This is a genomic window from Pseudoalteromonas sp. CNAT2-18.1, from assembly GCF_022347865.1.
Classification (GTDB): domain Bacteria; phylum Pseudomonadota; class Gammaproteobacteria; order Enterobacterales; family Alteromonadaceae; genus Pseudoalteromonas; species Pseudoalteromonas ruthenica.
Map to the genome: position 1 here is coordinate 98,981 of NZ_JAKRFR010000003.1, position 26,012 is coordinate 124,992.

Genomic DNA, 26,012 nt, shown 5'->3' on the forward strand with positions numbered 1-26,012 from the left:
TGCGTTTTTATTATGTCTACTATCATGCTATCCGGCGCAACCGGGTTACTCGGCCGTGCGCTTTATCAGCGTCTTGCGCCACATCACCAAGTGATTGGGTTAGGTTTTTCCCGTGCTCAGCCACCACTTGTTAAAGTCGACTTGACCGATGCCGAGGCATTGTCCGCGCTTTTTTCAAAGCATCGCCCCGAGCTGTTTATTCATGCAGCCGCTGAGCGCAACCCAGACCAATTTGATACCGACCCGCAACGCAGCATACAACTGAACTGCGAGGTTACCGAACATATCGCCCAGTTATGCACCGAGTACCAATGCCGACTCATCTTTATTAGTACTGATTACGTATTTGATGGTCAGCACCCGCCCTATGAAGAAGGCGCTGCCGTCAACCCACTGAACCTCTATGGTGAATCCAAAGCGCGCAGTGAAACACTATTACAAGCAAACTCCCCCGATGCAGCCATCGTTCGTATCCCGGTACTTTACGGTGAAGTTTCTCACTTAAAAGAATCGGCTGTGACCACCATTGCGGCACAACTAAAAGCCGGACAACGGCAGTTTGATGATGAGGCGCAGCGCTTGCCAACGGATGTTAACGATATTGCTGATGTGCTCAGTAATGCGCTGCATATGATGAACAACGATCTAAGCGGTATATTCCATATCAGTGCCAGCGAAAAGCTCACTAAGCTGGCAATAGCCCGAGCCATGGCACCGCTATTACATATTGACCCCAACAGTCTCAGTGCTGCCAGTGTGGATAGCAGCGCTGCACCACGGCCCAAGGATTGTCAATTGCGTGATACTCGACTGGCGCCGATGGGGCTGGCCATTGATAGTGATTTTCGTGCTCGTATCGCCACAGTGATTGCTCCCCACTTGTCGCATTAACTTGTACTTGTCACTTTGAACTCCTTTAATGGAGAAAACTACAGGAACTAAGGGTGAATCATGTTCGCAACACAATTAAAGGCATTGAGCCTAACTCTTGCAGTGGCACTTTCGCCACTGGCTGTTGCCGAGGTCGATCAGCACGACGCCTCGCAGCACAGCCGCCAAATTGATATCGATAGTAAAGTTATTACCGAGCACAAAGCGCGCATCAATGGCGATCGCTTATCGTACACCGCCGAGACGGGCACACAGCCGGTGTGGGACGACCAAGGCCATGCTGTGGCCACACTGCACTACACATACTATAAGCGTGATGGTGTTGATGATGACACCCAGCGTCCGCTGCTTATTTCATTCAATGGTGGGCCTGGCTCGGCGTCGGTTTGGATGCACCTAGCTTATACCGGTCCCAAGGTATTAAAAATTGATGACGAGGGTTACCCAGTCCAACCCTACGGTGTTAAAGAAAACCCCTACTCGGTGCTAGATGTAGCGGATATTGTCTATGTGAACCCAGTCAATACCGGGTACTCTCGTGTATTGCCGGACGCTGATGGCAAAATGCCTAGCCGCGACAAGCAAAAGGACATGTTCTTTGGCGTTAACGCCGATATTCAATATTTAGCTGAGTGGCTCAATACCTTTGTACACCGTCATAATCGCTGGCGCTCGCCCAAATTCCTAATTGGTGAAAGCTATGGCACCACCCGGGTGTCCGGTTTGGCGTTAGAGTTACAAAACAGTCAATGGATGTACCTCAACGGTGTGGTGCTGGTATCGCCCACTGAGATCGGTATCAAACGCGAAGGCCCGGTGGAAGCCGCTAATCGCCTGCCCTACTTCGCTGCCACAGCGTGGTATCATAAGGCGCTAGATGAGCAGTACCAAAACATGGACCTCGAGCCGTTTTTAAGCGAAGTAGAAACTTTCACTGTCAATGAGCTGATCCCAGCGCTGGCCAAAGGGGGCTTTATCTCTGACGATGAAAAACGTCGCATCGTTGCACAAATGGCCCGCTATGCAGGCGTCTCTGAAACCTATATTGAGCGCAACAACCTCGATGTGCCCACCATGTCTTTTTGGAAAGAGCTATTGCGTGAGCGCGGGCAAACAGTAGGACGTTTGGACTCTCGTTATTTAGGTATTGATAAGCGTGATACTGGCGAGCGTCCAGATTACTGGGCGGAACTGACTTCTTGGTTGCACTCGTTCACACCGGCTATCAACTACTACCTTAGTGAAGAGCTAAATTACAAAACCGATGTGAAATACAACATGTTTGGCTCGGTGCACCCTTGGGATCGTAGCAATAACAACACTGGTGAAAACCTACGCTTGGCGATGGCACAAAACCCCTACCTCAATGTGCTAATCCAATCAGGCTACTACGATGGTGCGACCAACTATTTTGATGCCAAGTACACGATGTGGCAGCTAGACCCAAGCGGTAAAATGAAAGAGCGCTTGAGCTTTAAAGGTTACCGCAGTGGCCATATGATGTATTTACGTCGAGCTGATCTAGAAAGCTCAAACAACGATTTGCGCGAGTTTATTTTGAACGCTCTGCCAGAACAAGGAGCAGCGGCTAAATATTAAGCCGAGTACTCACTGTATCGATTAAAGCCCACCCAATGGTGGGCTTTTTCTTTTTAAAAAAAAGGATTTATACTCACAACTACACAATCGTTGTAGCTGTATCAGCACAGCAGGATATCTATGAGTGAACAATATAGGTTAGTATTCGCCAGCCTCGATGAGGGCCTTGAGCAAACCGAAGTCGCACATGCGTTGCAGCAGAAACTCAAACTGTCACCCAAGCAGGCGCAAGCGTTTTTTACTGGGCGTAGTATCTTTGCTCCCAGTGATAAAGCCAAAGCATTAAAACAAGCTAAGGTGTTAGCTTCGCTAGGCATTCGTACACGATTGCAAAGCATGCAAAGTACGGCCAATGAGACCGCGAATACGGCATCGGCCGCGGCTAGAGACGAGCAAATTTTGGCGGCGCTTGATTATATTACCAGTAGCCTTATTCGCCTTGAGGAACGCCTTGATGATATGGATAACCGCCTCAATGATCAGCTGCAGCAAAATTCTAGCAATGAAGTGAATGATGATTTTGCCGTTGATCTCAGCCTCGACGAGGAGCTCGAGCTGGCGCCTCAGCCAAGTCGCAAACGTTGGCCTTTATTTACCTTAATCGCGCTGATTGTGCTTCTGCTTGGTGTGCTCGCGTTGGCTTTCATCTACCCCGAATTACTAACTTTTTAAGCTATGAGTGCGAATCAGTTTAATCAGCAACGTATTGACATCCGCAAGAAGATGCGGGAAATGAGAAAAAGCTTATCCACTTCTGAACAAAAACGTGCCGCCGATGACCTCATTATTAATTTTTTTCAAGTAGCAAAAGTGACTCAAGGGACCCAAGTAGGCGGGTACTTGGCGAACGATGGAGAACCCAGCCTATCTCCCATATTTGAAGACTTATGGGCTAAACAAGCAGTGCCAAATCTGCCCATTATTCACCCCTTTTCAAAGACTCATTTGCTCTTCCAGAGGTATGAAGAAAATTCACCCATGAGCACAAACCGCTATGGTATCTTGGAACCCAAGTTGAATTGCAGTCATGTGTGTCCGGTTGCGCAGTTAGATTATATTCTCACGCCACTGGTTGCATTTGATAGTCAAGGCAATCGGTTGGGTATGGGTGGCGGATATTATGACCGCACATTAGCACAAATCCCCGCCGATCGAAGTCAGCGCCCTCTGCTCATAGGCATTGCCCATCAATGCCAAAAAGTGGCGCAACTACCGATCGCGAGTTGGGATGTGCCACTTGATTATATTGTGACACCGAAGACAATTTATCGCCCCGGTGCACAGTGATACACTAACCGAAACCCTTTGCAATTAACTCTTTAATGAGCACACCATGACTCAAGATGAAATGAAAAAAGCGGCTGCTTGGGCAGCGCTAGACTATGTAAAAAGCGACACGATTGTTGGTGTTGGCACCGGTTCTACTGTGAATCACTTTATTGATGCACTGGCGTCGATAAAAGACACGATTCGTGGCGCCGTTTCCAGCTCTGAAGCCTCAACACAACGGTTAAAAGCGTTGGGAATAGAGGTATTTGAGCTCAATGATGTCAGTAGCCTCGATATTTATGTTGATGGCGCCGATGAGATCAACGCCAACAATGAAATGATCAAAGGCGGCGGTGCGGCATTGACTCGTGAGAAGATTGTCGCGGCGGTGGCCAAGCGCTTTGTGTGTATCGTTGATGAGAGCAAAATCGTCGATACCTTGGGTGAGTTCCCACTGCCAGTGGAAGTGATCCCGATGGCGCGCAGCTATGTCGCCCGTGAAATTGTTAAACTCGGGGGCGACCCGGTTTATCGCCAAGGTGTCACCACCGATAACGGCAATGTCATTTTGGACGTGCATAATTTACATATTGTTGATGCCAAGTCGCTTGAGCAGACATTAAACCAAGTCGTCGGTGTTGTAACCAACGGCCTATTTGCCCATCGTGGTGCCGATGCTGTTGTCGTTGGTACTGCGCAGGGGCCTACTACACGTTAGAGGAATGAGGAACATGAGTAAGGTATCGTTAGCAAAAGACAAAATTAAGATTCTCTTGCTAGAGGGCGTACACCAAAGTGCGGTGGAAACGCTAAAACGCAACGGTTACAGCAATATCGATTACGTTAAAACCTCGCTACCTGAAAGTGAACTTGTAGAGCGCATTAGCGACGTGCACTTCGTTGGCTTGCGCTCACGTACGCAACTCACAGAAAAGGTCTTAGATGCGGCGCAAAAGCTGGTCGCTGTCGGTTGCTTCTGTATTGGTACTAACCAAGTTGACCTCGACGCCGCGAAGCGCCGGGGGATTGCGGTCTTCAACGCACCATTTTCCAATACTCGCTCGGTCGCCGAATTGGTGCTGGGTGAGATTTTATTGTTACTGCGCGGTATTCCTAAACGCAATGCGATGGCTCACCGAGGCCAGTGGCTGAAATCAGCAGAAGGCTCTTTTGAGGCTCGAGGCAAAACATTAGGTATCATAGGCTATGGCCACATCGGTACTCAGTTGGGCATTATGGCTGAGAACATTGGCATGCAAGTGCGTTATTACGATATCGAAGATAAGTTATCCTTAGGCAATGCCCAGCAAGTAGAAAATCTCACTAAACTACTGCAGCAGTCGGATGTAGTCAGTTTACACGTGCCGGAAACCCCACAAACAAAGAACCTCATCGGCACCGCTGAGTTGGCGGTCATGAAAAAAGGCAGCATCTTGATTAACGCCTCACGCGGCACCGTTGTCGATATTGATGCCCTTGCCGAGGCACTTGAAGAGCGCAGCCTATCCGGCGCGGCCATTGATGTGTTCCCTGTTGAACCGAAATCAAACGATGAAGAATTTGTCTCGCCACTGCGCCAATTCGACAACGTTATTTTAACCCCCCATGTTGGCGGCTCCACGCAAGAGGCGCAAGAAAGTATTGGTGTGGAAGTGGCCGGTAAGCTCGCTAAATACTCGGACAACGGCTCAACAATGACAGCCGTCAATTTCCCTGAAGTCGCCCTGCCAGAACTAGCAAATCGCAGTCGCCTGTTGCACATTCACCAAAACCGCCCTGGTGTGCTGACACAAATTAACCAAGCGTTTGCACAGCATGGTATTAATATTGCCGCGCAGTACCTTCAAACTGATGACAACATAGGTTATGTCGTTATTGATGTGGATAGCGACCACTCCGAAGTGGCATTGAAAGAGCTCAGCGCCGTGGACGGCACCATACGTGCGCGAATTTTGCACTAAATGGTTTGTATAGGTAGACTGAAAAGCACAGCTTCGGCTGTGCTTTTTTGATCAACAACAACCAATAGGGATCACCTTATGGACTCTAACAATAATAACAAAGACAAAGCGAAAGAACGTCGCGGCCATATCACCCTCATTGCCTTTTTAGTGGCCGTGGGTATTTTTGCCTTGGGCATTAAAGTAGGCGAGCTTCTAGCGTAATACCCAGACTCTTGCCAATCCAAGCGGCTGTTGGTTTAGGTATCAAAGTCGCTACTGGCATGGCGCTCTTTGAGTTGCTCGCTCGGCTCACCCCATACGCGATTAACTCGTTGGCCCCGCTTTACTGCAGGCCGAGCGTCAATTCTCTTGGCCCACGCCAACACATGCTTATACTCGTGTACACTGAGAAACTCAGCGGCATCGTATAACCGCCCTAACACCAAGGCCCCATACCAAGGCCAAATAGCAATATCCGCAATAGAGTATTGCTCACCGGCCATATACTCGTTTTGCGCCAAGTGCTTATCTAACACATCCAACTGGCGCTTAGTTTCCATGGTAAAGCGATTGATGGGATATTCCATCGGCTCTGGCGCATAAGCATAAAAGTGACCAAAACCGCCACCTAGATAAGGCGCGCTGCCCATCTGCCAAAATAGCCAATTCATACACTGCGCCTTTGCATAAGGCTCTGAAGGGATAAGCGTGGCAAATTTCTGTGCTAAATAAAGCAGTATTGCTCCCGATTCAAAAACCGGTGTGGCGGGGGTGCTTGAAGTGTCCAGTAACGCCGGGATTTTTGAGTTCGGGTTAATGGCAACAAAGTCAGAACCAAACTGGTCGCCTTCGCCAATATCGATTAAAAAAGCATCGTATTCGGCGTCTTTAATTCCCTGCTCCAGCAACTCTTCAAACATAATCGTGGCCTTTTGGCCATTAGGAGTAGCCATAGAGTACAGCTGAAAGGGATGCTGCCCGCTTGGCAAATGCTGCTCGAACGTGGCCCCTGCTGTGGGTTTATTTAGGCTTGCCCATTTGCCGCCACTTTCGCTATCGAACTGCCAAACTTTTGGTGGAGTGTAGGTCGATTTACTCATTGTCGCTCCTGATGATGTAAAAACGTTTTGAGTATAGACCCGAGGGTGGATAATATAATTACAAGAGCAAAAAAGGCACCTTCAGGTGCCTTTTTGAATTTTACCGCCCACATCCGTGCGCGCTATGGGTCATCATTATTTACCTACAGCATGCAAGCTAAAGTAGTTAGCCAACTCTTCCGGCTTACCCATTAGTGTCATCATTTGCTGATTAATCTCTGCCACCGAGGTATTTTCGGGAACCTGCATAGAGACTTCAAACTGCTCCGTGCCCTCGATAAAATTCAGTGCCGCTTCTCGCAATACCACCGGCGCCGGTGACATGCTCAATTGTTGCTGGGCATTTTGTTGGAATTGCTCATAGGTCATACCTTGCTCGCCAATTAGGCGCTCAAGAAGAGCCTTGAGCTTACCGTTGTTGGCTAATTTAAAGCTCACTTTCTTTGGCACCAACTCGGTCACAGCACTCATCATCTGGCTTTGTAGCGCCAGCTGTTGCTGTAAGTTCCCCTGCTCTTGTTGTGATTGCTGTTGCATCTCATTAAGTTGCTGCGACACTGCCATTAACGCCTGTGAATTGGTCATGGCAAAGCTAAACTCAACATCGGCCAATTTACCTGCATTGAGCTTGGTAAAAATATCCGCATCACCACTTTTTTCATCATAAGTAAACTCACTCAAGACATTGATATTCTCGCCTTTAAGCTCATCCATGCCTTGCACTGCGGCGCCTGAGAAAGTTAAGTCTTTGATTTCGACACGAGCATATTCAGAAACCTTATTCGGCTCATAGCCGGTCATTTCAACACGCTCAATCTGAGCAATTTGCTCGCCGAGGTGGTCATTGACAGAAATGTCGGCCAACGCCAACGCATTGTCCAATACATTGGCAGAAATCTCGTCGTAGCGGATATCAAGGCCTGTTTGCGTTTGAATTTGCATTAGCTGCTGATCAATGCCCTTGCGCGCTTCTTTCGACACATAATAATTGGCATAGCTGTAACCGCCAATGGCGATGGCACCCACGGCACCGACAATGAGTAGTTTTTTCATGTTGACTTCCTTGGGAGTGTCCAGCTCCCTCCTAGTTTGGACATTACTTTAAAATAACGCATCGAGTGCATCGCTTAAGCTTGCGACTGCTGTGACTTCCATGCCCTCGATTGCCTCTTTCGGTTTATTGTCAATGGGTACAATAGCACGTTTAAAGCCATGTTTCGCGGCTTCACGCAGTCGTTCTTGACCACTGGGCACTGGACGAATCTCCCCACCCAGGCCAACTTCACCAAATACCACGAGCTCACGGGCCAAGCTATAATTCTTAAAACTGGACACCAAAGCCACAATCAAAGCCAAATCAGCACTGGTTTCCGTGACCTTGACACCACCGACGACGTTAACAAACACATCCTGATCGGCCACTTGTAAACCGCCATGGCGGTGTAACACCGCCAATAACATCGCGAGGCGATTTTGTTCCAAGCCCACCGTGACGCGACGAGGGTTTGCAAGCTGCGAATAATCGACTAGCGCCTGCACTTCCACCAGCAGCGGTCTGGTACCTTCCCATACCACCATCACTAATGAGCCCGGTGTTTGCTCTTGTGAGCGGTTCAAGAAAATAGCCGAGGGGTTTTTTACCTCGCGCAACCCTTGCCCAGTCATGGCGAACACCCCAAGCTCGTTTACCGCGCCAAAGCGGTTTTTGTGACCTCGCAAAGTGCGAAACCGACTATCACTGCTACCTTCAAGTAAAATAGAACAATCAATGCAGTGTTCTAATACTTTGGGGCCGGCTAAGGAGCCGTCTTTGGTCACATGGCCCACCATGATCATGGCTATTTGATTTTGTTTAGCAAAACGGGTGAGGTACGCCGCACTTTCTCTTACCTGGGAAACACTACCTGGTGCCGATTGCACATCGGCCATATGCATGACTTGAATGGAATCAATAACCATGATCCCGGGCTTTTCTCTTAGCGCCAGCTGACAAATGGTTTCGACATTGGTTTCAGCTAAGGTTTGTAGCTTATTGGTGGGCAACCCCAAACGCTTTGCCCGCATAGCCACTTGCTGCAAAGACTCCTCCCCGGTGACATACAGGGTTTTCATATTTTCTGCGAGACCACACATGGTTTGCAGCAAAATAGTACTTTTACCGGCTCCGGGCTCACCACCGATAAGAATGGCACTCCCCGGCACCACACCGCCCCCTAACACGCGGTCAAACTCAACAAACCCGGTGGAGAAGCGCGGCAAGCTTTCAAGATTAACCTCATCCAGAGTTTGAATTTTGGCCTCAACCATGCCGGCATAGCCGCTCGCAGCACTATTGCGTGGCGCCGATTTAACCGAGGGCACGCGAAATTCGGTTACTGTGTTCCATGCTTTGCACTCGCTACATTGGCCTTGCCAACGCGCAAACTCAGCACCACACTCATTACATACAAAAGCTGTTTTCTTTTTTACCATATTACGGGCATAATTTTTGCTGGATAAATCGTTTAAATAACGAATAAACAATAATTTGACACCCAGTATAACGGTTTTTGCCGACTGGGTAATGGTTTAATGCATGGCTGAAGACACCCTTTTAAAACACCAACCCTTAGTTGACGAACTCAAGCAAAGCCTCGGGCAGGCGAGCTTTAGCCGCGATTTTGCCGCTAAAACGGCACAACTACCTAAGGGCGACCAATTTATTATAAAGATGGAGTTTAATCGTCTTCGTCAGCCGTGCAGTCGCACCATTGATTTACGCGGCACGGCTTCCGGTGAAGTGCAAAGCTACTCATACAAGAGTCAGCAGCATTTTATGGATGCTCAAGCCATCGCAACCTTTGAAAAAGGCGTCGCTCGCTTCGGCGACTACACCATGGCTGTCTATGAAATGGTGATGGAAGAGGTGAACAATCAGCGCCAATTACGCCAAGGTGCAACACCACAACCGGAAAATACTGAAAAAAGTGCCCGTGTCATCCACTTCGCCTCCTATGATTTTCGTCAGCAAGAGCGCATGAATTACACCATCAAAGTCAGTGTTATGGTGAATGACAAAACCATAGAGGGTAAAAGCAGCGATATTTCTTTGGGGGGATGTAAGCTTAAATTGCCTAGTCATGCCATGCTTGAGCGCGGTCAAAAAGTGCAGGTTCGCTTTACCGGTCTAGAGGAAGATTTCGAACTGGGCCTCAAAAACGGCTTAGAATATGAAATTGTCGGCATAGATCCTGCGAGCACCATCGACTTTTATTACGCCCGCATGAAGCGCACTGGTAGCGAGACAACCCCTGGGTTCGATGAGTTTCTGGCGCGCTTTATTAACGGTAATAAACGCCGCTACAAGGTCAACCTTGATAACACCCTCGATGCGGTTTTAACCAAAGGTTATGAGCAGTATTACTTGCCAAGGGTCAGTTCGCTGTTCAGTTTCATTTGCGTAAACGATAAAAAGCTCACCCCTAAACTGCTGCTTACCACCGAGAATAATGCCTACATTCACTATTATTTCAGTGATGAAGAGCGCCGCTCTGTGCTGCCGAGTATTCTTAATACGCAGCGCATAAGCAGCATTTTGGCACGCAAGGGGCAAGTCAAATCAACCCTACTTTACAGCTTTAGTCACACCCAAAATGGCAAGGTCTTCTTTTACAGCGCCACCGATATCGAACTGGCCACCTACCCTAAGTTACGCTCGTTATTTTTTTCCTATGCCAGTAGGAAGCCGTCTTGGCGGGTATTTAAGTTGCAATTGGTTCCCGTGCAAAGCGAAGACTCCCATATTCCACTCTCGCTCCCCGACAGTGCCGGCGAGGCGATTGCTAAACTTAATAAGCCTCCGAGCGCTCGCGTGCAAAGCTATTTAAAGGGTCTTAAGTACCTGTGTACCTTATCGGAGGTGAGCTCTGCTAATTTAACCGCACACAAGCGCCGCTACCGCCTCGATAAAAGCTTAGTCAACCAGCTCAAAGTATTTGGCCATCGTAAAGTGGCAGAGCCAGAGCTTGAAGTCGTTGCCTTGGAGTATGCTAACTTACGGGCTCACAAGCGGTATCTGTACCAAACAGAAGTGACCGTTGAAAGTGGTTTGGCAGCGCCGATGTCAGCACAATCTCGTGATTTCAGTGTACTAGGAATGCAAATAGAGCTGAGCCAACCAGCGCCTGAGACCAAAAAAGGCGATGTTATTTATCTGCGCTTACCGCAACTGCAAGAAATAACGAAAAAATTTGAGCTCACTCAACTGCCTTACGAGGTGATGGCTGTCAGTAAGACCGGCACCATTTTAAACTTAAAAGCCTACCAAAAAAGTAAGCAACCCCATGTTGGCGTACAGTTTTTCTCGCAACTAGTAGAGAACAACAAAGACAAACTGCAAGTGTGTGAGGAAGAGCCGAAAGTGCCGGGGCTATCCAAAGCCTTGCGCAATATTGTGGTCAAGAATCTAGCGCAAACACCGCTGTATATTACCAAAGAAGAAGCACACCTGGAGCTTGGTGCAATAGGTGAAGGACGTTATCAAAGCGCGATTCACCATATTTGGCGTCAGTTTGGTGAATTCTCTACGCAAATAAACTTAAAACCCTTACTGAGTATCAAGGAGTTCCAACAGCTCAGTGATACCCTACGCGATGGAAACCGCCAAGATAAGCCCAAAACTTTCGACCTGTTTATTCGCTTAAACCTTAAAAAAGACGACCTCAGTAGTGCAGTCACCAGCCGCTGTATTAGCACCGAAGAGGACTACAGCTCACTGCTGCCCTTTGTGAACAAGGCGCTTAAATCGGGCTTGTTGTTTGCGTTTCGCCTGCATTTATCGAAAACTGGCCGCCCAGACACGAAATACCTGATCAGTGAGCTAAAATACATCAGTCACTATGCGTTGCATAAAGCCAAGGAGTTAGAGCAAGCGCTATGGCGTGTTGAGGGCGTAATTGATGCCCTCGCTATTGATGAGTTAGTGCCAAAGCTCTGTGATATAGAGGTTCAGGATTACCAAAAAATGCTTGAACGCCGCAACCTGTGGCTACAGCGTTTAGGTTAGTTGAACTCGGGAATACTGAGTAGATACAGTATCTGCGCCAAACTGCCAGCATTGATGGCGGTGGGAGCCTGCGCCACCACTTTAGGCTTACCGTGAACAGCAACACCTAGCCCAGCTGCGTGCATCATCAGCAGGTCATTGGCACCATCACCGATGGCCACCGTTTGCTCTGCGCCCACGCCCAACTCATCGCGGTAAGCTAATAAAAAGCGTGCTTTTTCTTGCGCATCAACAATATCCCCATTGACCACTCCGGTTAGCACGTGGCCATCGTCTGCTAATTGATTGGCATGAATACGATCTAGTTTGAGTTGTTTTTGTACCTGCTCAGCAAATGGAATAAATCCTCCCGAGGCGATGGCCAAATGCCAATTATGGCGTTTTAGCGTTGCGCATAGGTGGTCGATCCCTGGCATCAAGGGAAGCTGCTCTTTGAGCTCTGCAAGCAAAGACAACTCAACGCCCGCTAGTTTCGCGACGCGCTGACGCAGGCTGTCACTAAATTCCAACTGCCCACCCATCGCTTGTGCGGTGACCGCAGCGACCTCGTCGTACACCCCTGCTAAGCGCGCAATTTCATCAATACATTCGATGGTGATCGCCGTCGAGTCCATATCCATCACTAATAAGCCAGGTGCATGTAAACGTGGCGGGTTGCTCAGCAGCGCGCACTGCACTGCGTTTTCAGCTGCATATTGCTTGAGCTGAGAGTTAAGCTCAGCCTGGGGGTTAGCAATCGCGAACGCAAACCCTGGAGGTAAATCGTCATCGGCGTGATACCGGACCACCGCCTGCACCTGACATTGCCAGTCACGCAGATGCTGTGCCAGTTGAGCAACGTGCATGCCCAGTTGAAAACCAAATACACTGACATAAGCCAGTGGCTGTTCGCTCTGCTGACTTGCCACTAAAGGCGAATCGTCAAAGGAATACCAAGTATTTAAACTTAGGGTTTGCTGTAAAGACAAATCGTCTTGCTGTGCTAAAGTAGACAAGAGCATGCTTTGGTGCGACATTAAAACTCCAAATAGGTGAACACGTTAGCTGATGACAACGGATGCTTAATTTAATCACCCTTAGCGATGAAAGTCAGTAAGTACACCCATGATATGAAAAATAAACAAGTGAAAAATCCGGTTCGAACATCGCAGTGGCAACGGCTACTGCGCTTGGTGTTTGCCGCTTTTTGCTTTGTATTACTGACTTGGATGGCCTTTAATACCAGCTTTCAAGGCCACCAAATGCTCTACCAGCAAAGCTATCAATATGCCAAAAGCCTCACCGAGCAGTTAGCCTTGACCGCAGCGGAGCCTTTGGAGCAGAGCAACAAGCCTCGTTTGGGAGATTTGGCCAATCAATTGAGTACAGACTCGAGTATCCAAAGTGCAGCCATTTATGATGCTCACGGCACTGCGATGGCGCTCAGTGAGGCGTTTAGTCCCTACCAACGTGAGTTTGGGGTCACACAAGCAACCCCGGGGGTGAGTAAATTGAGTCAACCTATTGTCATCCCCATCACCTCATTGCAAAGCAATAAACCCATCGGTTTTGCTCGCGTTAATTACCTGCCCCAAGTCGCCATTGATGACAGTCACCGATATTTTCATGAGGTCGGTCGCCAAGTACTTCTTATGCTATTGATCACCTGCGTATTCACTTGGCAGCTTGGACGAGGATTAAAACGTTGGCAGTTAAAGCGTTACTTTCGTAAAAAAGCTAAGCAGTTAAAATAGAGCTGCTCACTCAAGGCGCTGAGGTCTTGGCATTGCAATAGCCGTGCTAGGGCTATAAACACTTGAGGAATACGCTCTGGCGTATTGATTTGCCCTTGGTATCCGCAAAGCGGCATACTCGGTGCATCACTTTCCAATAGCAGATGCTCTATTGCGACACTACGCAGTGCTTGCTGGGTCTTGACCGATCGAGCATAGGTAATGGTTCCGCCCACACCCAATTTAAAGCCTAACTTGATATAGTATTTAGCCACTTGTTCGGATCCAGAAAACGCATGGATCACGCCGCCATAACGCGGCTGACAACGCTTAAAACTCGCGGCGATTAAGTCATGGCTCTGACGGTGATGAACAATGAGTGGCAACGCCAGTTCATTCGCTAAGGCAATCTGCGCTTCAAAGAGCGCCACTTGCTTGTCCATTTCTCCAATACTGCGATCAAGGCCGCACTCTCCGATGGCGCACCAACGGTGCTTATGCGCTGTTGCCAGTTCGCCTAGGCCGACTATATGTTCACTCGCGTGTTGCGATAGAAAGTAGGGATGTAAACCAGCACCGATATGAATGGGCCCATGGTGCTGGCTGAAGTCGAGCAACTGCTGGGATTGTGCCAAGCTAATGCCAGGCACAATAAACTGCTCCACGCCCAATGCTTGGGCATTCGCTATTATCGCCTCTCGCTGGCCATTAAACTCGCTAAAATCGAGGTGGCAATGAGAATCGATAAAACGCATTTAAGGGTTTAGACGCTCTACACGCCAGCTCCCATCTGGCTGACGACGATACATAAAGCGATCATGAAGGCGATGCGCTCCTCCTTGCCAAAACTCAACCTTAGTCGGCTCGACACAGTATCCTCCCCAAAAATCAGGCAACGGGATTTCACCTTTAGCAAACTTACTTTTCATTTGCGCAAACTTTTCCATAAGCGCCTGACGTGATGACACCGGCCGACTTTGGCTAGAAGCCCATGCCGCTAACTGGCTTTCTTTTGGCCGCGATAAGAAATATTTTGCCACTCGCGATGTTGGCAACGGTTTGGCCTCGCCGTAAACAATGACTTGACGCTCAAACATGTGCCACGGGAAGTGCAGACTAATTTTATTATTCTGGGCAAGTTCCTGCGCCTTGCGTGAGCCGGTGTTGGTGAAGAATACAAACCCTTGCTCATCGACATGCTTAAGCAACACAATACGCTGCGAAGGCTGACCCTGCTCGTCAACGGTGGCAACGACCATGGCCGTCGGATCGGGGATTTGCGCATCAATGGCTTGTTGTAACCACTTTTCAAACTGTGCTACTGGCGTCGCATCGAGCATGGTTTCATCTAATCCACCTTGCAAATACTCACGACGAATATCTTCCAATTTCATATTCATTCCTTCTCACTAAGCGCCAAGAATACCCGACAATCAATCAAGCTATGTCACCTTACCCAGCCACTCAGCTTGTTCCAAAGCAAAGCCTATTGGGGGATGGTGTAATCGACCTCTCCACCAGCCGACTTTGGATAAAGCGCGCGGTTCGGTCGATTAGAGGGATATCAGCAAACATTGAGCTGATTACATTTGCTCCATCACCTCAATGCCAAGCAGGTCTAACCCTTTGTGCAAGGTTTTTGCTACCAATGAACACAGCACCAAGCGGCTATTTTTATCTGCGTCGCTGACGCCCTCTTTAAGTACCGGACAAGCTTCATAGAAGCTCATATACAAGCTCGCCAGCTCATACAAGTACCCACATAATACGTGTGGTGTGGCATCGCTGATCATTTGGTCCAGCACTTCTTCAAATTGCATCAGCTTGATAGCCAGCGCTTTTTCTTGTGGCGCAGCAATCACAACCGGAGCCTGATGAGTGGTGCTATCAATGCCAGCTTTACGGAAAATACTTTTCACTCGCGTATAGGCATATTGCAGATAAGGCGCTGTGGCTCCCTCAAAGCTCAACATGGTATCCCAGTTAAAGATGTAGTCACTGGTACGGTTTTTCGATAGGTCGGCGTATTTTACCGCGCCGATTCCCACTTTTCGGGCGATTTCTTCTTGCTCTTGCGCACTATGAGGAGAGTCGCTATCGGCGAGCTTTGCTTTGGCGCGAGTCACCGCTTCATCGAGTAAATCGGCAAGTTTAACGGTACCGCCAGTACGGGTCTTAAACGGTTTACCATCCTCGCCCATCATGGTGCCAAAAGGACAGAATTCATAGCTGGTTTGTTCGCGTAAAAAGCCGGCCTTGCGTGCTGTCAGCTCAACTTGGCTAAAGTGCAGGCTTTGACGAGCATCAACGAAAATCAAGATACGATCGGCTTGCAAATCATTAGAGCGATAATCACAGGCGGCAAGGTCTGTGGTTGAATATAAAAAGCCACCGCCGGATTTCTGCACGATGAACACCGATGGCTCACCGTCTTTGTTGGCTAATTCATCTAAAAAGACCACTTGCGCACCCTGGTCTTCCTGCGCCAGTCCTTTTTCTTTAAGCACCTCAATCATGCGCTGCAACTCACTGTTGTAGGCACTTTCCGCTTTAATATCATCGCGAGTCAGGGTGACATTCAGCTTTTTGTATACTTCTTCGGAGTGCTTGACCGAAGTATCAATGAAAAGTTGCCACAGCTTATTACAGTGCGCATCGCCTTGTTGTAGGCGTACAACATACTCGCGCGCCTTATCAGCAAAACCGGCTTCATCGTCGAAACGCTTTTTGGCGTCACGATAGAATGTCTCTAAATCAGCAAGCGCTACGGACTCTAGATCAACGCCCTCATTAAGCATGTCTTCCAAATGCGCGATAAGCATACCAAATTGCGTACCCCAATCGCCCATGTGGTTTTGCCGTATTACTTTATCACCACGAAACTCCAAGGCACGTACCACAGCATCACCGATAATGGTGGAACGTAAATGGCCCACGTGCATTTCCTTGGCAAGGTTGGGCGATGAGTAATCCACCACCACTGTATCTGCTTGCGGGTGCTGCGCTACACCGAGTGTATCGTCTTGGCTTGCAGCTTCGACACCGGCGCCTAAAAACGCCGGTTTGAGGTGAATGTTAATAAAGCCTGGGCCTGCTATTTCGACCTCGGCGGCGATATCGCTCACATCCAGGTTATCGATAATTTTTTGCGCTAGTTCACGCGGATTAGTTTTTAGCTTTTTCGCGGCGCCCATGGCACCGTTAATTTGGTAATCACCAAATTGCGGGCGCGTACTTTGCGTCACCGCTGGATTCGTGCCTTGCTCAAGTCCCGCAGCGATCATCGCAGCGTTGGCTTTTTCAATCAGAATTTGCTTAATGTTCATAGTTGCAGTTACCTTGCAATAAGGGCCAGCGAGGGCTGACCACGATTAATACAGTTGCTCAGTGGCGCTTTAGTGCTCGCGCGTTTCGCTAAAGGTTACCTCTGGGTAACGCTCCATGGATAAGTTCAAGTTTACGCGACTTGGGGCGATGTATGTCAGGTTATCTCCGCCATCTAAGGCTAGGTTTTGCTCACACTTGCGCTTGAACTCTTCAAATTTCTTCACATCATCACAGCTTACCCAACGCGCCGTATTAACGTTGACACTTTCATAGATGGCATCCACTTTGTATTCGGCTTTTAAGCGTGCAACCACAACATCAAACTGCAGCACCCCAACGGCGCCAACAATTAAGTCGTTATTGGCAAGCGGTCTAAACACCTGCACCGCGCCCTCTTCCGATAGCTGTACTAGGCCTTTAAGCAACTGCTTTTGCTTAAGTGGATCTTTAAGGCGAATACGGCGGAATAGCTCTGGAGCAAAGTTAGGAATACCGCTGAACTTAAGCTTTTCTCCGTCGGTGAAAGTATCACCAATTTGGATAGTGCCGTGGTTGTGCAAGCCAATAATATCACCGGCATAGGCGTGCTCAGCACGCTCGCGGTCACCGGCCATAAAGGTCACCGCATCAGAAATACTGATTTGCTTGCCTATACGCACGTGGTTCATCTTCATACCTTGGCTGTACTTACCCGAGACAATGCGCATAAAGGCAATACGGTCACGGTGCTTGGGGTCCATGTTGGCCTGAATTTTAAACACAAAGCCTGTGAACTTTTCGTGCTCAGCACCCACTTTGTTGCCATCATCGGTGGCGCGCGGTAAGGGGGCCGGAGCCCATTCGGTCAAGCCATCAAGCATATGATCAACGCCAAAGTTGCCCAACGCAGTACCGAAGTAAACTGGGGTTAACTCACCGCTCAAAAATAACTCTAAATCGAATTCGTTGGACGCTCCTTGCACCAGCTCAATTTCTTCGCGCAGTTGTTGCGCTAAGCTCTCACCCACCGCTTCATCTAATTCACTGTTATCCAGCCCTTTGACGATGCGCAACTCTTGAATGGTGTGGCCTTGACCGCTTTGATACAAAATCGTCTCGTCACGGTGCAAATGATAAACCCCTTTGAATTCCTTACCACAGCCAATGGGCCAGGTTACGGGGGCACACATCATATTGAGCTCAGTTTCCACCTCATCCAATAACTCCATTGGATCGCGAATATCACGGTCCAGTTTGTTCATAAAGGTGACGATGGGGGTGTCACGTAAACGGGTGACTTCCATTAACTTACGAGTTCGATCCTCAACACCCTTAGCGGCATCAATCACCATCAAACACGAATCCACGGCGGTCAGAGTACGGTAGGTATCCTCAGAGAAGTCTTCGTGCCCTGGGGTGTCTAGCAGGTTAACTAAACGCTCGTTATAAGGGAACTGCATTACCGAGGTGGTCACCGAGATGCCACGTTCTTTTTCCATTTCCATCCAGTCTGACTTAGCGTGTTGGTTTGACCCTCGGCCTTTAACTGTGCCCGCTTTTTGAATGGCTTGTCCGAATAATAGAACTTTTTCGGTAATGGTGGTTTTACCCGCATCGGGGTGTGAAATAATCGCAAAAGTACGACGTTTACTAATTTGTTGTGTTAACTCTGACATGCGGTCACTTATGAATAGTCGACCCGGCACTAAACGCGAACCAAGCCGGGAATTAATTTAGAGATTATTACGCGTGATTATACCGACTTTAGCATGCACACAAAAGCGCCTAATACCGACAAAAGTGACTTCTACGCATTGCCATGTGTATTATTGCTAAGCAATTTTGTATAATTTTTCGTTCGTTTGAGTTAGTAAGCTGTTTTTTACGTTGCAAGGAGCCGCACCCATACCATGAAAACCAGTAAGTTAAGTATACGATTACTATGGTATATCACTCCGGTGGTGATTTTGCCCTTGCTGTTTTTAGGTGGCTTTACCTTGACCAACGTAACTTCAAGCTCACAACAGCAAACACAGCTCATTGTAAGCCGCTTTGTCGAACAGCAGCAAAATAAGGTGTTTCACTCCCTCAATGTCTATCACTCAACCACCGAGCTGTTAACAAGCTCACCCGTACTGCAAGACTTTGTGCCGGAAATACATCAGAGCAGCGACCGCTACACCGAACGTTTAGCGGCGCTAATGGATGTGTTTGGCAGCTACACCCAAGCTTACCCAGATATACTCAGTATTAACTTAGTCTCGCCACAGCAAAAAAGTTACGCTTACTTTTCAACGAAATTAGAGTCCGCACCGCAGGCATACCCATTTTTTGAGAAACTCAGCGCCAGTTCCCTGCGCCGCCAGCAATTTATGGTGCAAAATGAACGCGGCGAAACCACACTGTACTTCGTGCAAAAGGTATTTACCCCAGATTACCACTTAGAGCGCCCTATTTTATTGGGCTATGTAATCATGCGCGTGCAGCCAACAGTACTTAATACAGCGATTTTAGAGTCTCCGTACAACAATACCCTCAACTTGATGCTCACTGAGCAAGGGAAAGTTCTATTTAGCTCTAACCACGCCCTGCGAGGCCAGAGTATCGCCAGCGAAGAGATGCGTAAAATTAGCTTATGGGCCGATAATGGTCGCCTCAACGAGCTCGCCTTACACAGTATTGATCACACACAACGCTTGGTGTATGCGGTGCAAATGGCCGGAGGCCACTATTTCATTACCAGTATTCCGAAGGAATTACTGTACGAATCTGGCAAAGTCATTAGCTTGATCACCGCCTTAATTGTGATGATCTCTGTTATCACTCTGCCAATACTCATTTTTATTGTTGTACGTAACTTGCTGTTAAACCCTATCGAACAGCTGGGGGCGGCCAGTCACCGCGTTGGCGAGAATGACCTTGCCGTACGCCTACCCGATGATCGCAAAGACGAGGTAGGCCAACTCTTTAGTGATTTCAATCACATGGTTAATAAAATTTACCACACCCAGGGAGAGCTCGAAGAATACAAAAACACCTTGGAACAAAAGGTAGAAGCGCGCACCTTGGAGCTGGAAAAAACCAATAAGGCGTTAGAGCTCGCCATTGAACAAGCCGAGCAAGCCAACCAACTTAAAAGTCGCTTCCTAGCCAATATGAGTCATGAGATCCGCACTCCGCTAACGGCAATTATGGGCTTCACCGAGCAGCTGCTTGATAACAACAAGATAAAAGAAGAAAAAGTGCACACCCAGCTCGCTACGGTACTGCGCAATTCACGCCACCTGCTGGAACTGATTAATAACATTCTCGACTTATCGAAAATCGAAGCTGAGAAATTGGATATGAATCATGAACCGGTGTCGCTATATGAATTACTGCATGATCTTGAGTCCATCGTCGAGCCTCAAGCGCAGCAAAAACAACTGCAATTCGATATCGACTATCACTTCCCGCTGCCCAAATATTTAAGCAGCGATCAAACGCGATTAAAGCAAATCCTTTTAAACATTCTCACTAATGCGGTGAAGTTCACCACCCAAGGTGGCGTGCATATGAGCATTCGCTATCAAAGTGGCATGCTGGAGTTTGTTGTTACCGACACGGGTATTGGTATTTCAGATAAAGAACTGGACCGTATATTTAAGCCCTTTGAACAAGCTGATGCTACCACTACACGACGTTTTGGCGGCAGCGGCCTTGGCCTCTGTATTGCTAAAAACTTGGCGCAGCTACTCGGCGGTGATATTTGGGCACAAAGCCAACAAGGGGTCGGCAGTCAATTCACTATTCATGTTGCTTGCTATCAACAATATACCGAACAGGATTATTACTACGACCACGCACAAATGCAGCCAGTTTACAGCGAACGTCCGGCCCTGAGCGAGCAGCGCTTTGATGGCGATATTCTTGTGGCGGAAGACAACAAAGATAACCAGGCGTTAATATCACTGCTACTTGAGCGCTGGGGGATTGAGCCTGACTTTGCTAACAACGGCGCAGAGGCGGTGGAAAAGGCCTTGGTCAAAGACTACCAGTTGATTCTTATGGATATGCAAATGCCCGTTATGGGCGGAGAAGAGGCCACCAAAATGCTCCGCCATGCCGCTTATGATGGCCCTATTATCGCCTTAACTGCCAACGTGATGAAACATGATATTGAGCGCTACCTCGGTGCTGGCTGTGATAAGACTTTAGGAAAACCTATTGATAAGCAGGAGCTTGAGCATACGTTAGCCACCTACTTGAGCATTCAACAAGAAGCAGCCTCACAGTGGGACGATATTTTGCAAAGCGAGCGTTTTTTGCAAATTAATGCCAATTATAAAGAAAAGCTGCCAGAGTACCTTGATGAGGTGCTTGGCCACCACCATGACGGGGATTGGGAACAGTTGCAGTCACTGGCTCACAGCATCAAAGGCAGCGCCAGCTGTTTTGGTTTCTTCGCCATTGCCGAAGCAGCGGGCGAGCTCGAGCAGGTTTTACGTCAAGGCCACCATGACAGCCATGACTACAGCGTACTTAAGCTCGAACACGCCATTCGCTATGTGCTCGAGCAAGATGTCGAGCCGAGCTAATCACTGCGCGTGTTTATGCGCGCCAATAATTCCATGAATGGCTGCCATGGCCGGGTCATGAGCATTAAAGTACTGCTTTGATGACAGTGTCACCGGCACATGAGGAGCAATCCAAATACGGTGGTCCTCGGCCTTTGACACATCATCACTTAACCCAACAAGCGAAGGCAATGCGTTGCTAAAAAATAGGCGCCCTGCGCAGCAGCTACAATAGCGACACGTCGTTCTCATCGTGTTCGGTAAGTGTCATTTTTAGCTAATACTATCAAGGTGTTGAGATCGACACCTTATCTAAGTTGTAACAAATTATCTGGTTGCACTAGCTTAAATTCAAAGCAGGTAGCTTAAAATAACAAGAGATATATGCTTGAAGGGGCTGCGCTTAAGACTGCGCTACATCTAGCTCGCGCATCATTAACAGTGCATCTTCGCCGTCTGGGTAATACTTTTTGCGTCGACCATTAATCACAAAGCCACTGCGCTGATAAAGGCCGCTGGCAGCATCATTACTCGCCCGGACTTCTAAAAAGATGGCCTCGCATTGGCGCGCTGTTGCTTGGTTTATAAGATGGTTCATTAGCGCTTTACTGAGCCCCTGCCCTTGCTTATTTGGAACAATACAAATGTCCATCAGCGTGCAATCTGGGCCCGCTTGCTCGGCTATATAAAAGCCTACCAGCTCAGCCTCATCATAGAGCCCGGCGTTGAAATAACGCCCACCTAGGCATGAGCGTATCAGCTTTTCGCTCCACGGGTGGCTGTGACAGGCATTTTCAATAACGCATACCGCCTGGATATGATCCAACGACAGCTCACTCACTTGCATGGCTGTACTCGTCAATCACATTCGATAACTGCTGCCACAACGCCTGCTTTTGAGTGACCGCCAGCGTTGCTGCGGGCAAGTAGATGCTCAGCCCCTGCACTTGTGGGCTTGGTACATCACTAATATAAACGGCAGCGCCTTGTGGCAAGCAGCGTAAAATATCTTGTGCCACTGCGTTGTTTAGTGGCTCTGCATTGGCCGAAGTGACATGTGCAACGGACGCTGTTGCGTCGCTGCTGCGTAAACGCACAGGTTGAATCGCAAGTATATCGGCAATATCTGGGTGCATAGTAATGATTAAGTCGTTTTGGCGAGAGCCAGTGTAGCGCAAAGCTAGAAAAGAAAGAAGTGGCAGGGGCGGAGAGATTCGAACTCCCAACCGTCGGTTTTGGAGACCGCTGTTCTACCAATTGGAACTACGCCCCTGCAATGTCGACGCATTATAATGAGGTTTTTAAAAAGGTAAAGAAAAAATCACGCTTACCCGGTTTAACTGCTTTTAAAATAAACAAACGGCATGCAATTGCTTGCATGCCGCTTTAATATGGTTGTTCTTTCGCCGTGAGGCTAAACCACTATTCCCACTCGATAGTCGCTGGCGGCTTACCTGAGATGTCATATACCACGCGAGAAATACCGTCGATTTCGTTAATAATACGGTTAGACACCTTACCAAGGAATTCATAGGGTAAGTGTGACCAACGCGCGGTCATAAAGTCGATGGTTTCAACACAACGTAGGCTTACGACCCAGTCATATTTACGGGCATCACCCATCACCCCGACCGAGCGCACTGGCAAGAACACCGTAAAGGCTTGGCTTACTTTGTGATAAAGCTCCGCCTTGTGCAGCTCTTCGATGAAAATAGCATCAGCGCGACGGAGCAAGTCGCAATACTCTTTCTTAATTTCACCCAGTACCCGTACACCTAGGCCTGGGCCTGGGAATGGGTGGCGATACAACATGTCATAAGGAAGACCCAGCTCAAGGCCTATCTTGCGTACTTCGTCTTTGAACAATTCACGCAGCGGCTCAACAAGGCCCAGCTTCATGTCTTCTGGCAAACCACCAACATTGTGGTGTGACTTGATGACATGGGCTTTACCGGTCGCCGAGGCGGCTGATTCAATTACATCTGGGTAGATAGTTCCTTGCGCCAACCACTGCGCATTCACACGTTTGCCCGCTTCTTCATTGAATACATCAACAAAGGTGTAACCAATGGCTTTACGTTTAGCTTCTGGCTCATCAATCCCTTCTAAGGCTTTCAAAAAGCGCTCTTCGGCATCTATTTTGATGATATTGAGGCCAAAGTGATCGCCGAACATATCCATCACCTGCTCGCCTTCGTTCAAGCGTAACAGGCCGTTATCAACAAACACACAAGTTAGTTTATCGCCAATGGCTTTATGAATAAGCATCGCCACGACAGACGAGTCTACCCCACCGGATAGGCCTAAGATCACTTCTTCGTCACCGACTTTTTCACGAATACGCTCAACAGCATCTTCGATGATTTGCGCGGGTGTCCAAAGCTTTTCACAGCCACAGATATCAACCACAAAGCGCTCTAACAGACGCAGACCTTGAAGTGTATGAGTCACTTCTGGGTGGAACTGCACGCCATAAAAACGTTTTTCTTCCCATGACATCGCTGCATGGGGACAGGTGTCTGTTCTAGCTGTGGTAGCAAACTGAGGGGGAATTTCTTCTACTTTATCGCCGTGGCTCATCCATACATCAAGCAGACCGTTACCGTTGTCGCCAAGGTGATCTTCAATGGCTTCAAACAAGGCACAATTACCTACTTTTTCCACTTGCGCATAGCCAAACTCTTTCTTATCAGAGCCGTGTACTTTACCGCCAAGCTGCGCCGCCATGGTTTGCATGCCATAACACACACCCAAAACCGGAACACCCGCTTCAAATACGTAGTCAGGCGCACGCGGGCTGCCCTCTTCGACTGTAGATTCAGGGCCACCAGATAAAATGATGCCTTGCGGGTTAAATTCACGAATTTGCTCTTCCGTTACATCCCACGCCCATAATTCACAGTAAACGCCTATTTCACGCACGCGGCGGGCGATCAGCTGGGTGTACTGCGAACCAAAGTCGAGGATCAATATACGGGAATCATGGATGTCTTTGCTCATTGCTGTCTCATCTAAATTAAATGATGGCGGACCCAGTGCAACCAGGCCCTTTACGCTAACCGAAATTAAGCAGGGCTAGCAGTTGCTAGCCCTGAGTGCACCGTTTTCGCGCCTAGCCTAGGCGGTAGTTGGGCGCTTCTTTAGTAATTTGCACATCATGTACGTGCGACTCGCCCATACCGGCCGAGGTAACGCGTACAAACTGTGGCTTAGTGTTCATCTCTTCAATGGAGGCCGAGCCAGTTAGGCCCATGGAGCTGCGCAGACCACCCATTTGTTGGTGGATGATATTGCCAATCGGGCCTTTGTAAGCCACGCGGCCTTCGATGCCTTCTGGTACCAATTTCTCGGCTTCTTTCGAAGTTTGGAAATAGCGATCTGACGACCCTTCTTTTTGGTCCATCGCACCTAATGAGCCCATGCCACGGTAAGATTTATAGTAGCGTCCTTGATACAGCTCAACCTCGCCTGGCGACTCTTCAGTACCGGCAAGCATTGACCCCACCATGACGCACGATGCACCGGCAACCAGCGCTTTAGCAATATCGCCTGAGAAGCGAATACCCCCATCGGCAATAACAGGAATATCACGTCCTTTAAGGCCCTCAACAGCATCTGAAATAGCGGTAATTTGGGGTACGCCACAACCAGTAACGATACGCGTAGTACAGATAGAGCCTGGGCCGATGCCCACTTTCACGGCATCCACGCCAGCATCAGCAAGGGCAATAGCGCCTTCAGCTGTTGCTACGTTACCAGCAACGATTTGTAAATCTGGGTAAGCTGCACGCGTTTCTTTGACGCGGTCAATGACCCCTTGCGAGTGGCCATGTGAGGTATCGATGAGTAGCACATCAACACCGGCTTCAACCAATGCAGCGATGCGCTCGTCAGTACCAGCACCCACACCCACTGCAGCACCGACGCGTAAGCGACCTTGCTCATCTTTACAGGCGTTTGGTTTGTCCATGGCTTTTTGGTAATCCTTCACTGTGATCATGCCTTTCAGTTTAAAAGCGTCATCAACAACTAGGATTTTCTCAATGCGGTGCTCGTGCATCAGCCCGAGGATCTGGTCACGATCAGCATTTTCGCTTACCGTAACAAGGTCTTCTTTTTTGGTCATCACGCTAGAAACAGGCTTGCTCAGCTGAGTTTCAAAACGCATATCACGGCTGGTAACAATACCCTGAAGGTTATTGTCTTTGTCGGTCACCGGGAAACCAGAGAAGCCTTTCTCAATCGCCAGTGCTTGTGCATCAGCGATAGTCAGGTCCGCTGGTACGGTCACAGGTTGCGACACAACCCCTGCCTCGTACGTTTTTACTTTACGTACATTGGCCGCCTGTTCGGCGATGGTCATGTTTTTGTGAATAAAGCCCAGTCCACCTTCTTGCGCTAGAGCAATGGCTAAACGCGCTTCAGTCACTGTATCCATAGATGCAGAAACAAGCGGGAGGTTCAGCTTAATGCCGCGAGTAAGGCGAGTGGTAAGGTCCGCTGTGTGCGGTAGAACAGTAGAATGACCAGGTACTAAAAGTACGTCGTCAAAGGTAAGAGCTTCTTTAGCGATCCTAAGCATTGGCAACTTC

At 48.6% G+C, this 26,012-nt stretch carries 23 protein-coding genes and 1 tRNA gene; 10 read left to right on the forward strand and 14 right to left on the reverse strand.

Translation table 11 applies throughout. The annotated features are described in order from the left end of the window. Positions 1 to 12 precede the first annotated feature (12 nt). The 7 genes from MHM94_RS07280 (at position 13) to MHM94_RS18425 (ending at position 5,924) form a co-directional block, all read left to right on the forward strand. Positions 13 to 891, forward strand: coding sequence for an SDR family oxidoreductase (locus MHM94_RS07280; RefSeq protein WP_235419378.1), 879 nt, complete (start codon positions 13 to 15; stop codon positions 889 to 891). Positions 892 to 951: 60 nt separating this feature from the next. Further along, positions 952 to 2,490, forward strand: a complete 1,539-nt coding sequence (locus MHM94_RS07285) for a carboxypeptidase (RefSeq protein WP_138588445.1) — start codon at positions 952 to 954, stop codon at positions 2,488 to 2,490. Between the two features lie 120 nt (positions 2,491 to 2,610). After that, positions 2,611 to 3,162: a hypothetical protein gene (locus tag MHM94_RS07290; RefSeq protein WP_130148455.1), complete on the forward strand. Its 552-nt coding sequence runs from the start codon at positions 2,611 to 2,613 to the stop codon at positions 3,160 to 3,162. Positions 3,163 to 3,165: 3 nt separating this feature from the next. Then, the gene (locus MHM94_RS07295; RefSeq protein WP_268838159.1) at positions 3,166 to 3,777 is read left to right on the forward strand and encodes a 5-formyltetrahydrofolate cyclo-ligase; all 612 of its coding nucleotides are present in this window, start codon (positions 3,166 to 3,168) and stop codon (positions 3,775 to 3,777) included. A gap of 46 nt (positions 3,778 to 3,823) precedes the next feature. Continuing rightward, a complete protein-coding gene (rpiA, locus tag MHM94_RS07300) occupies positions 3,824 to 4,477 on the forward strand; it encodes a ribose-5-phosphate isomerase RpiA (RefSeq protein WP_022944595.1) in 654 nt (217 codons plus the stop codon). A gap of 13 nt (positions 4,478 to 4,490) precedes the next feature. Continuing rightward, positions 4,491 to 5,720, forward strand: a complete 1,230-nt coding sequence (gene serA / locus MHM94_RS07305) for a phosphoglycerate dehydrogenase (RefSeq protein WP_045980488.1) — start codon at positions 4,491 to 4,493, stop codon at positions 5,718 to 5,720. Between the two features lie 78 nt (positions 5,721 to 5,798). After that, positions 5,799 to 5,924 carry a hypothetical protein gene (locus tag MHM94_RS18425; protein WP_022944597.1) on the forward strand — a complete coding sequence of 42 codons (126 nt, stop codon included), beginning with the start codon at positions 5,799 to 5,801 and terminating at the stop codon, positions 5,922 to 5,924. 35 nt (positions 5,925 to 5,959) lie between these two features. On the opposite strand, the gene yghU is transcribed toward MHM94_RS18425, so the two are convergent. From yghU to radA, 3 genes are all read right to left on the reverse strand, one after another. Continuing rightward, on the reverse strand, positions 5,960 to 6,802 hold the full coding sequence (gene yghU, locus MHM94_RS07310; RefSeq protein ID WP_235419376.1) for a glutathione-dependent disulfide-bond oxidoreductase: 843 nt from the start codon (positions 6,800 to 6,802) through the stop codon (positions 5,960 to 5,962). A 135-nt stretch (positions 6,803 to 6,937) separates the two neighbouring features. Next, positions 6,938 to 7,855, reverse strand: coding sequence for a hypothetical protein (locus MHM94_RS07315; RefSeq protein WP_152440366.1), 918 nt, complete (start codon positions 7,853 to 7,855; stop codon positions 6,938 to 6,940). A gap of 48 nt (positions 7,856 to 7,903) precedes the next feature. Then, positions 7,904 to 9,274, reverse strand: a complete 1,371-nt coding sequence (radA, locus tag MHM94_RS07320) for a DNA repair protein RadA (protein ID WP_026111063.1) — start codon at positions 9,272 to 9,274, stop codon at positions 7,904 to 7,906. Positions 9,275 to 9,377: 103 nt separating this feature from the next. On the opposite strand from radA, the gene MHM94_RS07325 reads away from it, so the two are divergent. Beyond that, positions 9,378 to 11,846, forward strand: coding sequence for a PilZ domain-containing protein (locus MHM94_RS07325; RefSeq protein ID WP_235419374.1), 2,469 nt, complete (start codon positions 9,378 to 9,380; stop codon positions 11,844 to 11,846). Here the strand turns inward: MHM94_RS07325 and serB are convergent. Then, positions 11,843 to 12,862: a phosphoserine phosphatase SerB gene (serB, locus tag MHM94_RS07330; protein ID WP_235419373.1), complete on the reverse strand. Its 1,020-nt coding sequence runs from the start codon at positions 12,860 to 12,862 to the stop codon at positions 11,843 to 11,845. The two genes, MHM94_RS07325 and serB, sit on opposite strands and share 4 nt — an antisense overlap. A gap of 93 nt (positions 12,863 to 12,955) precedes the next feature. Between serB and MHM94_RS07335 the strand changes: the two genes are divergently transcribed. After that, a complete protein-coding gene (locus MHM94_RS07335) occupies positions 12,956 to 13,579 on the forward strand; it encodes an AhpA/YtjB family protein (protein ID WP_138509918.1) in 624 nt (207 codons plus the stop codon). On the opposite strand, the gene MHM94_RS07340 is transcribed toward MHM94_RS07335, so the two are convergent. From MHM94_RS07340 to prfC, 4 genes are all read right to left on the reverse strand, one after another. Beyond that, a complete protein-coding gene (locus tag MHM94_RS07340; RefSeq protein WP_235419372.1) occupies positions 13,546 to 14,313 on the reverse strand; it encodes a TatD family hydrolase in 768 nt (255 codons plus the stop codon). The two genes, MHM94_RS07335 and MHM94_RS07340, sit on opposite strands and share 34 nt — an antisense overlap. Then, positions 14,314 to 14,952, reverse strand: a complete 639-nt coding sequence (pdxH, locus tag MHM94_RS07345; protein WP_022944344.1) for a pyridoxamine 5'-phosphate oxidase — start codon at positions 14,950 to 14,952, stop codon at positions 14,314 to 14,316. 189 nt (positions 14,953 to 15,141) lie between these two features. Then, entirely contained in the window at positions 15,142 to 16,884 is a 1,743-nt protein-coding gene (gene argS, locus MHM94_RS07350) for an arginine--tRNA ligase (protein WP_235419371.1), read from the reverse strand. Positions 16,885 to 16,953: 69 nt separating this feature from the next. Then, positions 16,954 to 18,552, reverse strand: a complete 1,599-nt coding sequence (prfC, locus tag MHM94_RS07355) for a peptide chain release factor 3 (RefSeq protein ID WP_026111022.1) — start codon at positions 18,550 to 18,552, stop codon at positions 16,954 to 16,956. Positions 18,553 to 18,774: 222 nt separating this feature from the next. Here prfC and MHM94_RS07360 point away from each other — a divergent pair, with 222 nt between their 5' ends. Further along, positions 18,775 to 21,441 (forward strand): ATP-binding protein, encoded by a 2,667-nt coding sequence (locus MHM94_RS07360; protein WP_235419370.1) that lies wholly within the window; start codon positions 18,775 to 18,777, stop codon positions 21,439 to 21,441. Here MHM94_RS07360 and MHM94_RS07365 read toward each other — a convergent pair whose 3' ends face one another. The 6 genes from MHM94_RS07365 to guaB all read right to left on the reverse strand — a co-directional run bounded on the left by MHM94_RS07365 (position 21,442) and on the right by guaB (position 26,002). Continuing rightward, positions 21,442 to 21,582: a hypothetical protein gene (locus MHM94_RS07365; RefSeq protein ID WP_157576374.1), complete on the reverse strand. Its 141-nt coding sequence runs from the start codon at positions 21,580 to 21,582 to the stop codon at positions 21,442 to 21,444. It abuts the gene before it with no gap. A gap of 241 nt (positions 21,583 to 21,823) precedes the next feature. Next, positions 21,824 to 22,267 (reverse strand): ribosomal protein S18-alanine N-acetyltransferase, encoded by a 444-nt coding sequence (rimI, locus tag MHM94_RS07370; RefSeq protein WP_235419369.1) that lies wholly within the window; start codon positions 22,265 to 22,267, stop codon positions 21,824 to 21,826. After that, entirely contained in the window at positions 22,254 to 22,556 is a 303-nt protein-coding gene (locus tag MHM94_RS07375) for a hypothetical protein (protein WP_235419368.1), read from the reverse strand. Before MHM94_RS07375 ends, rimI begins: the two co-directional genes overlap by 14 nt. Positions 22,557 to 22,616: 60 nt before the next feature. Further along, a tRNA-Trp gene (locus MHM94_RS07380) sits at positions 22,617 to 22,693 on the reverse strand. A 149-nt stretch (positions 22,694 to 22,842) separates the two neighbouring features. Further along, positions 22,843 to 24,420, reverse strand: a complete 1,578-nt coding sequence (guaA, locus tag MHM94_RS07385) for a glutamine-hydrolyzing GMP synthase (RefSeq protein ID WP_022944337.1) — start codon at positions 24,418 to 24,420, stop codon at positions 22,843 to 22,845. Positions 24,421 to 24,532: 112 nt separating this feature from the next. Continuing rightward, positions 24,533 to 26,002, reverse strand: a complete 1,470-nt coding sequence (gene guaB / locus MHM94_RS07390) for an IMP dehydrogenase (protein ID WP_022944336.1) — start codon at positions 26,000 to 26,002, stop codon at positions 24,533 to 24,535. Positions 26,003 to 26,012 lie beyond the last annotated feature (10 nt).